Annotated in this window: 11 protein-coding genes; 8 read left to right on the top strand and 3 right to left on the bottom strand. The window is 46.9% G+C overall.

What is annotated here, in order from left to right; translation table 11 throughout:
- Positions 1-39: 39 nt before the first annotated feature.
- Positions 40-834: a DUF3530 family protein gene (locus ABNS04_RS00250; protein ID WP_272978658.1), complete on the top strand. Its 795-nt coding sequence runs from the start codon at positions 40-42 to the stop codon at positions 832-834.
- A gap of 3 nt (positions 835-837) precedes the next feature.
- On the opposite strand, the gene djlA is transcribed toward ABNS04_RS00250, so the two are convergent.
- Genes djlA through ABNS04_RS00235 form a run of 3 tightly spaced genes read right to left on the bottom strand, consistent with a single transcriptional unit; the run spans position 838 to position 3,343 of the window.
- Positions 838-1,671, bottom strand: a complete 834-nt coding sequence (gene djlA, locus ABNS04_RS00245) for a co-chaperone DjlA (protein WP_272978656.1) — start codon at positions 1,669-1,671, stop codon at positions 838-840.
- A complete protein-coding gene (murU, locus tag ABNS04_RS00240) occupies positions 1,671-2,348 on the bottom strand; it encodes an N-acetylmuramate alpha-1-phosphate uridylyltransferase MurU (protein WP_272978655.1) in 678 nt (225 codons plus the stop codon). The genes djlA and murU overlap by 1 nt, the downstream gene beginning before the upstream one ends.
- Complete coding sequence (locus ABNS04_RS00235; protein WP_272978653.1) at positions 2,345-3,343, bottom strand: phosphotransferase; 999 nt, start codon at positions 3,341-3,343, stop codon at positions 2,345-2,347. Before ABNS04_RS00235 ends, murU begins: the two co-directional genes overlap by 4 nt.
- A 138-nt stretch (positions 3,344-3,481) precedes the next feature.
- Between ABNS04_RS00235 and lptD the strand changes: the two genes are divergently transcribed.
- The 7 genes from lptD to ABNS04_RS00200 are packed head-to-tail and all read left to right on the top strand — an operon-like array spanning position 3,482 to position 12,097.
- Positions 3,482-5,776 (top strand): LPS assembly protein LptD, encoded by a 2,295-nt coding sequence (gene lptD, locus ABNS04_RS00230; RefSeq protein WP_006954272.1) that lies wholly within the window; start codon positions 3,482-3,484, stop codon positions 5,774-5,776.
- An 11-nt stretch (positions 5,777-5,787) separates the two neighbouring features.
- Entirely contained in the window at positions 5,788-7,086 is a 1,299-nt protein-coding gene (gene surA, locus ABNS04_RS00225) for a peptidylprolyl isomerase SurA (RefSeq protein WP_272978651.1), read from the top strand.
- Position 7,087: 1 nt separating this feature from the next.
- The gene (gene pdxA / locus ABNS04_RS00220) at positions 7,088-8,074 is read left to right on the top strand and encodes a 4-hydroxythreonine-4-phosphate dehydrogenase PdxA (RefSeq protein ID WP_272978650.1); all 987 of its coding nucleotides are present in this window, start codon (positions 7,088-7,090) and stop codon (positions 8,072-8,074) included.
- On the top strand, positions 8,071-8,880 hold the full coding sequence (rsmA, locus tag ABNS04_RS00215; protein WP_272978648.1) for a 16S rRNA (adenine(1518)-N(6)/adenine(1519)-N(6))-dimethyltransferase RsmA: 810 nt from the start codon (positions 8,071-8,073) through the stop codon (positions 8,878-8,880). The genes pdxA and rsmA overlap by 4 nt, the downstream gene beginning before the upstream one ends.
- Positions 8,877-9,254 (top strand): Co2+/Mg2+ efflux protein ApaG, encoded by a 378-nt coding sequence (apaG, locus tag ABNS04_RS00210; RefSeq protein ID WP_006954280.1) that lies wholly within the window; start codon positions 8,877-8,879, stop codon positions 9,252-9,254. Before rsmA ends, apaG begins: the two co-directional genes overlap by 4 nt.
- Positions 9,255-9,258: 4 nt before the next feature.
- Positions 9,259-10,071 (top strand): symmetrical bis(5'-nucleosyl)-tetraphosphatase, encoded by an 813-nt coding sequence (locus tag ABNS04_RS00205; RefSeq protein ID WP_272978646.1) that lies wholly within the window; start codon positions 9,259-9,261, stop codon positions 10,069-10,071.
- A gap of 25 nt (positions 10,072-10,096) precedes the next feature.
- On the top strand, positions 10,097-12,097 hold the full coding sequence (locus tag ABNS04_RS00200) for a methyl-accepting chemotaxis protein (RefSeq protein WP_272978644.1): 2,001 nt from the start codon (positions 10,097-10,099) through the stop codon (positions 12,095-12,097).
- The last annotated feature ends 16 nt before the right edge of the window (positions 12,098-12,113 follow it).

Below are 12,113 nucleotides of genomic sequence, written 5' to 3'. Positions count from 1 at the left end.
AAAGTTTAAAGAATTTCCGTCTTATGACGATAACAAAGCATGAATATTATGCGCGTTGCCATCCTGTTGTTTGTCATATGCTGGTCTGTTATTTCACACGGACAGGATGATCGTGCTCGTTTCGTCCCCCCTGACGAGATCGTCTGGCTCAAAGACGCGACAGAGAAAGACGTACAGTATTTAGCACTGCAACTTGAGCCATTAAGAAGCTTCGAACGAGGGCAATTTGTTGCCTTGCCGGACTGGGGTCTACACCCCTTGCAATCTTCGCTCATTAAATCCAGTTATCACGAAGCGTCGAAGATGGGTTGGCGTAGTTGGGGACTGACACCACCGAGTATGCATATCCAACCCACCTCGTTAGCGCATCACACCCCTGACTCTGAGTTTACTCAGCCCGATGATAACGCACTGGAGCCTTATAGAGCCGCGTTATTTAAGCGCCTTGAAGCACTGAATGAAAAAGTGAGCCAGCACCCTGGTTTCGTTGTGTGGCTTGTTGAGGGAATCAGTGGTGCGCTCTGGATTGATTGGATCAATAAAAATCCTTCAGCCGCACCCGATGCGGTCATCTTGTTGGATGTGTATCTGCCGCAGCCAGCACTTAATCGAGTCCTAGGCACCAAAATCGCTAAGCTCACCTTCCCGGTACTTGATATTAAATCAGCTTCAGCCAACCGATGGGTCGCTAAGCAATGGTCTATGCATGAAACACTTAGCCAAAAATATCAACAATTAAGCTATCGACCGCGTAGCTTATTGACCCGTCCCCCAGAAGCCGCCAACGAACTAAAGAGTGTCATTCAAGGTTGGTTTAAATTCCATGGCTTTTAATAGCTACCGTATGTCACGGTGTTTTTTGATTGCTTCATAGGCTGACTGGATATCCTGGGCGCGTTTTTGTGCTTCTTTCATCACATGCTCCGGCAATCCTTTTGACGCAAGCTTGTCAGGATGATGGCGCGCCATCAGCTTGCGATACGCTTTTTTAATCTCCGCATCTGACTGTTCTGGCTTCACTCCTAATACTTCATATGCATCTTGAAGTTCATTACGCGACGGCTTAGCCTGTTGGCTCCCCGCGTTTCCTTGCGAACGGTGTTGATGAAACCTAAATGCGGCTTTCTGCATCGCAAGCCACTGATCAATCTGAAACCGCCTGAAACCTAGCGCTTTACCAACATTAACAAGGACTTCATGCTCACCTCGATCAAGTACACCGTCATTAAGAGCCAAAGCCATCAACTGTTCCATAAAGATCTGAAATACCTCACGGTTGCCATAAAATGACTCCCTAAACCGCTTCATCGTATCTTCCAGTGGAAAAGTCGCCTGCTTCCCTTCTCGAAACGCCTCTTGCGCCTCTCCTCTCGCTTCAGAATCGAGTCGGAATCGGTCCATCAGTTCCGATGCTTGTGCAATATCTCGCTCGGTCACGCGTCCTTTTGCTTTAGCAAGATGTCCCATCACTGCAAACAGGGTATATAAAAATAATGCATCTTTATCGGCATCACGTTTGCCACTCATAAATTGCCCAAAACCACCACGGCTGGCAAAGTCCTGAGCCATTCCTCGATCAAACCAGTGTCCAATTAATACGCCGATGATAGCTCCAGGCAATCGCAAAAACAGATAGCCCGCTAGCGCACCAATCACCTTTCCCCAAATCATTATGTTTCCTCTACTTCTTGATTTAACTGACTCAAACGCGTTGGCGTTCCCACATCCGTCCAGGCACCTTTTAGTAGACTCCCCGCCACTTTTCTCTGATTAATGGCATCGAGCAGCAAGGGCTTCAATGGCCTATACCCATCGCCGTAACCGGCAAAAAATGCGGGGTCATATAAGCCAATGCCGGCGAACGTAAATCCAGTCTGCTCGGGAGACTGGGCTATTACCCGGCCATCTTGCAAGGCAAAGTCGCCACTTAGATTATGTTCAGGGTTATCGACGAGTAATAGGTGAGCCAAGTCGTTCGTCTCAAGTTGAGTTGGCAAGTCTGTTAAGTCGGATGAGATAAAAATATCGCCATTAATGACCCAAAAAGGCGCTGTTCCCAGCATCGGTAGAGCATTAATGATGCCGCCCGCTGTTTCTAACCCACCGTCAGGTTCGGGAGAATAAATAATCTTCACGCCCCAACGTGAGCCATCGCCAAGCTGAGACTCAATTTGCCCCCCTAACCAAGCATGATTAATCACAATTTGCGAGACCCCGGCCCCCACCAACTTTTCAATGATGTATTCGATCAAAGGTTTGCCCGCAACGGTTAAAAGTGGTTTTGGGGTCAAATTAGTCAGAGGTTGCATACGCTTTCCGCGACCTGCGGCCAGTATCATCGCTCTCATGAGTTCTCCCATTTGGGTATAATACGTTGGGTCAGCCATTGGTGGTAGTTACTTAATTCCGGATAACGTGCACTGACTTTACTCAGATAGCCTAATGTACGAGGCACGTCTTTCAAGTAACCGGTTTTATCATCACGGTGCGCTAGTCGGGCAAAAATTCCTGCGGCTTTCGTATGCCGCTGAAGTCCCATCCAGTCGAACCAGCGTTGCCACTGTTCTGGCTCAACATCTGCACTTAGTAGCCCATCCTCCTGCAGTTGGCTCCGTAACCGTTGAGATAGCTCATCGACTAAGTCATCAGGCCACTCAATGTAACAATCTCTCAGTAGCGAGACCGCGTCATAGGTAATCGGCCCGATAACCGCATCTTGAAAGTCGATAACACCAAGCCCTTTAGGCGTCACCATCAAGTTGCGGGAGTGATAATCTCGGTGCACACCAACCTGTGGCTGAGCAAATGCATTACTCACTATCAGCTCGCAGAATTCAGACCATAGTTCGTCGTCGCGATCATCCCAGTCAAGATCGAGGTGCTGCATCAACAACCAATCTTTAAACAATGCCAGTTCGCGATCTAACAATGCTCGATCAAAGCGGGGTAAATCGCCTTCCGCTGTTGCCGTCACCCCCATAACTCGTGGCAAAATCGAAAGCGCTTGATCATAGTATTGGCGTGCGTTTTGCGCTTGGAGTTTCGACAATAGTACCGTGTGACCCAAGTCTGTCTGCAACATGTATCCCTGCTTCAAATCAACGTTCAATACCAGCGGCACGGGAATATTTGCCGCTTGATAAGCGTCCGCTACGAGAAGAAAAGGGCGCATATCTTCTTTATCGGGTGGGCAATCAACAGCAATTAAGCTACGTTGACCATCTGAAGCTCGAAAGTAGCGTCTAAAACTCGCGTCACCAGAAACCACTTCCAGTTGCGTTTGAGGATACCCCGTCTGCGCCTCACACCATGCTGCCAGACCAATCTCACGAGAATCTTCCAAAATGCCCCCTCTGTGTGCCATTATTTGGCAAATTTAATCTCTATTTATGCGTACTAAAATAGCAGAATACGCAGATTTGCTTTATTATACCAAGCTTGTCTCTAATCATTAATTAACAACTCAAAACGGATTAGTATCTTGCCATTGCGTTACAAAGTTGCCAAAGCGTCCGCTGTCTTATTTACCTTACTCAGCGCGTCAGTTTCTGCTCAGCAGGAGCTTACTAATGTGTGCTCAGCCCGCTATAATCAGTGGCGTTTCGAAGAACCCGACTTCGACGTTTCTGCACAACTCCCTGGTAGCATATTAGTCCACTCTGATAACTCTAATGTCAGCAACAATGGCGAAGCGTTATTCTCTGGTAACGTGAGTATCCGTCAGGATGGTCAATGGCTTCTCACTGAGTCTGCACGGATCAATCAAGAAAAACAAACCATCGATGCGAATCAAGGCGTTCTGTTTTCTGACGGTTATATTCAAGTCAAAGGTCAATCGTTTAATTATAATGGCGTTTCAGCAACCGCCGAATTACGCGATACTGAATATCGAATGAAAACCACACAAGCGCGTGGCGAAGCCCAGCTACTGCGTTTATCTGAGCAGCACGTCAATCTGTTTTCTTCAAGTTTCACGACCTGTCCAACGACAGATCCGGCTTGGAAACTGACTGCTGATCGAATCGAAATCAGTCAATCAGAAGACTTTGGTGAGGCATGGGGCGCTAAAGTTGAGTTGTTCGATATCCCCGTTATTTATTTACCGTATTTTACGTTTCCAGTTAACGATAAACGTAAAACAGGGTTTCTGTATCCGACCATTGATACCTCATCTGTCAGTGGCCTTGAGGTAGAAGTCCCTTATTACTTTAATATTGCGCCGAATATGGATGCAACGCTTGCTCCCGTATACATTAGTAAGCGCGGGACAATGTTAAAAACAGAGTACCGCTTTCTAACCGATAGCTATGGTGGTCAAATCAATCTTGAGTACCTTCAAAGCGACTCACTTCGACTCGATAACGCCGATCGCTATTTATGGCATATTGATCAGCAAGCGCAACTCGGCGAGCACTGGCGCGCCTATGTGGATGCAACGCAAATCAGTGATGACAACTATCTCAATGATTTTGGTAGTGATTTTGCGGGGCGAGCAGACACCCACTTGTACCGTGTGGCGCAAGTTGATTATTTAAAGGATAACTTTTTTGCACGCATCCGTGCTGAAGACTACGAACTACTAGGGCAATATCAAAGCCCGTTTAGAACACTGCCACAAATTTCAATGCGTTACGATGAAGGTGCATACACGGGCTTTAACTGGGCGATCGAAAGCGAACTCACCTACTTTCAAAGCCAAGACGATTCAAACGTATACGCGACACGCGCCCACCTTCAACCCAGCTTAAGTTACGCGCTCGAAGCGCCTGCTTACGATGGTGAAGCTGAAATCACTTATTTATATACGCACTATCGTCAACAAGGGACAAGCCCTGAGCTCGACGAGTCCGTGTCGCGCGCGTTGCCAAGAGCTCGCTTAAGAGGTCGCCTGCACCTAGAGCGCTTTTTTGACGGCGACGGCGTTGACGCATACCGCCAAACATTGGTACCACAACTTCAATACCTCTACGTCCCGTACAAAGACCAGTCTAATATCGGCATCTATGATACATCGCTGATGCAAGACGATTATTACGGCCTGTTCCGCGCCCAGCGCTATTCCGGTTTAGACCGCATTGCAGAAGCGAATCAAATAACCTATGGTGCCACAACAAGCATTTTTGATAAGCGCGAGCGTGAACTGTTGCGCTTTGCGTTTGGCCAAATTTATTATTTTGATAAAAGTCGGACCGAGCTATTGCAGCAAAATACATCGCGGACATCCAGCAATACAGAATGGGTTGCCGACTTAACATGGGCGATTACCCCTCATTGGAGTATCAAGAGCGCGTTACAATACGATACGGAACTAAATCAAACACGAAAGAGTCAGACCGCTTTAGAATATCGCTTTGACAATAAAAACTTGCTTCAAGTGAATCATCGTAAAGCAACCAATATTTTAAATAGCGATATTGAACAAGTCGGCGCGCAAGCGGTTTGGGAAATTAATAACCAATGGCAGGTCGCTGCTAACATTTACTATGATTTGGTAAATCGCCGCACCAATGATGCCATTCTTGGGGTGCAGTACAGCAGTTGTTGTTGGGCGCTACGTGTAAGTGCGTACCGTCGAATCAACCTGAATTTAGAGCCTGCTATGGCTGGAGCGGCAAACGCTGGTATGATGCAAAGCACGTTTGCGGCACCCGAATTTGACAACGGTGTTAGCTTACAGTTTATCATCAGCGGCCTTTCAAGCGACGGAAGCAGTCTGATCGAAATGTTAGAGAAAAGCATTTACGGCTACAGACGACCTTTTTACTTAAGTAACTAGTGGTACAAATAATGAAACAGTTAGTTAAATTCAGCACATCAGTCAGTATCGCGTTGATGATGTGCATAACCGCAACGGTGGCGCATGCACAACAAGTGCTGGACCGCGTGGCAGTTATTGTCGACGATGGCGTTATTTTAGAAAGCCAAATTGAGCAGCTTATAAAACAAGTAAAACAATCCGAAAACTTCTCATCGGCTAATGCACCATCAGACAAGGTGCTACGCACGCAAGCGACCGAACGCTTGATCCAGCAGGAGCTTCAGCTGCAGATGGCGGAACGCATGGGTATTGAGGTATCGGAAGCTCAGCTTGACCAAGCCATCTCGAGGATAGCGCAGGATCGCGGCATGAGTGTCGACGAGCTGCGCGAGAATACAATTAACTCTGGGCAAAGCTGGCCGGCATTTCGCGAGCAGATTAAAACTGAGATAATCACGAGCCAAGTTGAGCGAGCCGCTGTTCAGAGACGTGTTTCTGTCACGCCACAAGAAGTAGAGAATTTAGTCAACTTGATTGAGCAAAATGACGCTTCACCTACAGAGTACCGTTTACGCCAAATTTTGATTGGTGTTGACTCTGACGCACCGAATGAAAAGCAGGAAGCGGCCAAACGTCGAGCGCAAGCCGTCATCGATCGCCTCGAGGAAGGTGAAGACTTTTCGCAACTTGCTATTCGTTCATCGTCAGGCTCAAATGCGCTAGACGGCGGTGATCTTGGCTGGATGACTGAGAATTCCATGCCGACATTGTTCGCAGAGGTCGTAAAAGGTAAATCAAAAGGTGAAATTATTGGCCCTATCCGCAGCGGCGTGGGCTTTCATATTTTACAAGTCGCAGATAAGCGAGGCGAGCAAGTCGTCGAAGTACAGGAAGTCAAAGCGCGACATATTCTTATTAAGCAATCAGTGATTTTATCGGATAACAAAGCCAAAGAAATGCTTGCGCAGTTTCGTGAGCAAATCTTAAGTGGTGAAAAAACATTTGCCGAACTGGCGAAAGAGCACTCCGCTGATCCAGGGTCCGCATCACGCGGAGGGGACTTAGGTTGGTCACGTCCAGATCGGTATGCCGAAGAATTCAAACAACGCGTCAGTACGTTGGAAAAAGGTGTGATCAGCGAACCTTTCCGCACGCAATTTGGCTGGCATATTGTAGAGGTAACTGATCGCCGCACGCTCGATGCCACGCAGGAAAGTAAACGCGACAAGGCATACCAAATGCTATTCTCGCGCAAGTATCGAGAAGAAGTGGACACGTGGCGACAAGAAATGCGCGATCGTGCTTATGTTCGCGTCGTAGCCAAGTAAAATGCGACCATTACTCGCTTTTACCCCCGGCGAGCCCGCCGGGGTAGGTCCCGATTTAGCCGTTATGATGGCACAACAGCATTGGCAAGCAGATATTGTTGCCATTGCGGATGCAGGCTTACTCAAACAACGAGCCACGGAACTCAACCTGCCACTTGAACTCATTCCCTATGAGGGCGCCCGCCCTCAGTCGCCAATGCAACCAGGTCAGTTGCTTATAAAACACGTTCCCCTTGCTGAAACCGCAATTGCTGGAGCGCTGAACGTTGCTAACGGTCAATACGTTGTGGAGACCCTATCCATTGCCTCGGATGGTAATTTAAGCGGAGAGTTTGACGCTATCGTTACCGGGCCTGTACACAAAGGTATTATTAACGAAGCAGGTGTCGCTTTCTCTGGTCATACCGAGTTTTTTGCGAATAAAGCAGACTGTCCTGATGTTGTAATGATGCTGGCAACAGAAGGATTACGCGTTGCGTTAGTAACCACTCACATTCCGCTTGCTTACGTATCAAAAGCGATTACACCTGAACGTCTAGAAAAGATTATCACAATCTTGGACGCGGATTTGCGACAAAAATTTGGAGAGGAGCAACCCAACATATTAGTGTGCGGATTGAATCCGCATGCGGGCGAGGGAGGTCATCTCGGGCATGAGGAAGAAGCAATTATTGCGCCCGTAATAAGGTCATTACAAACTAGGGGAATGACGGTGTCTGGCCCTTACCCTGCTGATACAGTCTTTCAGCCCAAGTACTTGGAGTCGGCGTCAGCTGTCGTTGCGATGTACCACGATCAAGGTCTACCTGTGTTAAAATATAAAGGCTTTGGCAAAGCGGTGAATATTACACTCGGATTACCTTATATTCGAACATCAGTCGACCATGGTACGGCATTGGATATGGCAGGCAGTCCAGCGATTAACTCAGGTAGCTGTCAACTCGCCATAAAGACAGCAATTGATATGGTAAATAACTCAAAATTATGAGCAAAACTCACTTAGGTCACCGAGCGCGAAAGCGATTTGGTCAAAACTTTCTAAATGATGAACACATTATCGAATCAATTGTCGATGCGATTCACCCACAGCCGGGTGAAAATTTAGTTGAGATAGGACCAGGCCTAGCAGCATTAACCGAGCCAGTGGCAGAAAGGTGCCAGCAACTTCGCGTTGTAGAGTTAGACAGAGATCTCGCCGACCGTTTAGAGACCCATCCGTTTTTGAGTCAGCATTTGGACGTCATTCGTGGCGATGCCATGAAAATCGACTTTAAAGCGTTCGCCTCTCCTGAGCAAAAACTACGCGTGTTTGGTAATTTACCTTATAATATTTCGACACCTCTAATTTTTCATTTGTTAAAGTTCAGCGATTATGTCGAGGATATGCACTTCATGTTACAAAAAGAAGTGGTTGATCGATTAACAGCTGAGCCTGGCAGTAAAACATATGGTCGTATCAGCGTGAGTGTGCAACAACGCTGCGAGGTTCAAAAAGTATTGGATGTGCCACCTGAAGCATTTACTCCACCGCCTAAAGTTGAATCAGCTGTTGTGCGTTTGCGACCCTACGTGAAGAGCCCAACGCCTGTAAAGGATGTTCAACAATTGCAGTCGTTATGTTTGACAGCTTTTAATCAAAGACGTAAAACAATTAAAAACAACCTTAAAAAGCTCATTGATGATACGCAATTAGAGGCACTAGGCATTAACCCGAGTGCTCGCCCAGAAACACTCACAGTTGCTGACTATTGTAGAATATCGGATTGGCTGACGGATAATCAGAAGTCCTTATGACGGTAAAAACACAAGTCCATATCGAAGTTTCTACGCAATATATTGCGGCTCAATCTAACCCTAATCAGGGTCAATATGTGTTTTCGTATACCATAAAGATTAGTAATAACGCTGCCCAAGACGTGACACTTAAAAGTCGCGAGTGGCGTATTACTGATGCTGAAGGCAAAATCACCCGCGTCGCTGGCGAAGGGGTCATTGGCCAGCAGCCAACGATTGCGCCAGGAAAGTCATTTAGTTATACCAGCGGTACTGTTATTGCGACTCCAGTCGGCATGATGGAGGGTCATTACTTAATGTTTTCTGAGCAAGGTGAACAGTTTAAGGTGCCAATTCCCTCATTTCGTTTAGCCATTCCCAATATTATTCATTAGATCGATGGCGACATATATAGTTGGTGATATCCAAGGCTGTTATTCCGAACTTATGGAGCTACTGAATCAGGTAGGCTTTTCCCATAAATCGGACTCACTGTGGTGCGTTGGTGATATCGTTGCGCGAGGGCCTGACTCAAAAGCTGCGATAGATTTCTTCCTTAATAGCGGCTCTTCTGTACACACGGTACTTGGCAATCATGACCTGAATTTATTAGCTATCCTGTTGGGTGCGCGCGAAGTGAATCCAAAGGACAAATTAGAGGCTGTTATTTCATCGTCTAGACGACTTGATTATATCGACTGGATCCGTCAGCAACCATTACTACATCATTTCAAGCACCACAACACGTTGTTATGCCATGCTGGCGTCTATCCGCTTTGGTCAACTCAGCAGGCGGCTGAGCATGCAAACGAAGTTGAACAGTTACTAACCAGTGATGACATGCCGCGGTTCGTAAACCATATGTTTTCTAATCAACCTAGCAATTGGCGCTCAAGTCTTAGTGGATTTGACCGATACCGATTTATAATCAATGCGTTTACGCGCATGCGTTTTTGTAGCAAAACCGGTGAGCTGGACTTTCACCGAAAAAACCATCCACGAATAGACACGGACGCTCAGTGGAAACCCTGGTTTGAATTGTCCCATAGTAATGACCGCATTGTTTTCGGACACTGGGCGGCACTCATGGGAGAAACTCAAAATACGAAATATATTGGTTTAGACACAGGTTGTGTTTGGGGTCAACACATGACGCTTTTTCATTTAGAGGAAGCGAAATACTTTACACAGCCTGCTCTGTCCCAACTGTAGTTGTAGCGATGCTGAGGACTATCTTATGAAAATGACTGTTGCAATGCGAGTTATTGGTGGCTTCGCACTGATTACTTTGCTTTTGCTTGTGATCAGTTTGAGCTCACTGTTTAACATTAACAGTATAGGCTCATCGGTTGAACGTTTAAATGATAAGGCAGTTCCTGCCCTAGAAAGCGTAGCGGGTCTTAAAGTCGACGTATTGCAGCTCGGCGCTCTGCAAAGTGAAACGTATTACGATGAGTCATTAGATCAGCTCCAAAGCCACACTCAAAGCTTCTCCAGCACAAGACAACAGTTTTCGAATTCGCTTGATCAAACCATGAACTTAATTCGAGGCGAAGGTTATTCGAAGCTCGTTGAGCGACTAGAAACCGATGCCAATAAGTATGTCGACTCGATAGACAATCTATTCGCACAGCAACGCAAATATTTAGAGCTAGAGCAAACGGCAAAAGCTCAGTTAGACGACATCGCATTTAATATTGATGACGCATCAATCATGATGCTTGATACCTCAGACATGTCAGGTGTGCCTGAGGTTAAACAGCTAGCACGCTCCATAGAATCATCTTTATCGTCGTTAGTAACACTGATGTACGATTTAAGTAAAGCAGATGCAATTGATCGCGCAGAAGTAATTCAGAGCGAGATCGGAATCAATATCGATTCACTGCGCCCACGTTTAGACAGCTTGGAGTCTGCGGTAACGAGTGATAACGAAAAATTGGTCAATGACGGACTTACTCTTATTCGCGGTGCTCTGAGCAATTTGCAAGGCGCGGGGTCTTACCCAGATAACATTGTCGCGCGTTTGAAAACACGTGATGTCGAACAACAAACGTTAGCTCAATCGAAACAAGAATTGGATGGGTTGATTGAGTTAGCAAATGAACTACAAGCTGCTGTGCGTAGCATCGCTGACGAAACACGCACTAATGTTGAGTCATCCATCTCGACCTCAAGCTGGATAAATAGCATTTTAACTATTGTATCTATTGCGCTTGCCGTCGTGATATCGTGGGTAACCGTCCGAAGCATCAGCAACCCGCTCGGCAAAGTAAACCACATGCTCAATATTATGGCCGAGGGAAATCTTACTGAGCGTGTTGCATATGATTCGCAAGATGAGTTTGGTACGCTCGCTGAGAATACCAATAAGCTAACCGACAACCTGCGTAAACTGATCGAAGGTATTGCGAATCGAGCAACACAGTTGGCAACGGCAGCGGAAGAGTCCTCAAGCGTCTCGGATCAAACCACACACGCGATTGAAGAACAACGCAGTCAAATCGAGCAAGTTGCAACAGCAACTCAAGAAATGAATAGCACGGCGAGTGAAATGGCAAGTGGCGCCGACCAAGCGTTAGCTGAAATCCAACATTCCGACCAAGAAGCTAAACGAGTACGCGGTATTTCAGAACAGAACCGCGCTACAATTGAACAGCTCGCGAAAGAAATAGAAGGTGCCTCTTCGGTCATCAATCAGCTTTCTGAAAACAGTAAAAATATCGGCGGTATTTTGGATGTGATCCGCGGTATTGCTGACCAAACCAACCTATTGGCGCTCAACGCGGCTATTGAAGCAGCGCGTGCGGGCGAGCAAGGACGCGGATTTGCAGTCGTTGCCGACGAGGTGCGCACGTTGGCGAGTCGAACTCAAGAGTCGACTGAAGAAATTCAAAGTATGATCGAATCTCTGCAAACCGACTCTCAACGTGCTGTCGAAGTGATGGAGCGCGGTCGGGCACAGGCAGAGCAAAGTGTACAACAGACCGACGAGGCCGCTTCAGCACTCAATGCAATCACCGAGTCAGTACATCAAGCGGCGGATAGCAGCACTCACATTGCCAGTGCAGCGCAAGAGCAAAGCCGTACGGCGCATGATATCAGTGAGCGTCTGGAAGCCATCGTATCCATTGCAGAACAAACCGCGTCGGGTTCGAAACAAACAGCGCAGGCATCCAATGAAGTTGCCAAGTTGGCAGATGAATTACAAGACTCAATTAAGAGCTTCACCGTTTAAATTAGGTGATTATCCA

The sequence above is a fragment of the uncultured Idiomarina sp. genome, from assembly GCF_964010655.1.
Taxonomy (GTDB): domain Bacteria; phylum Pseudomonadota; class Gammaproteobacteria; order Enterobacterales; family Alteromonadaceae; genus Idiomarina; species Idiomarina baltica.
This window is presented reverse-complemented; position numbering and strand designations above follow the sequence as displayed.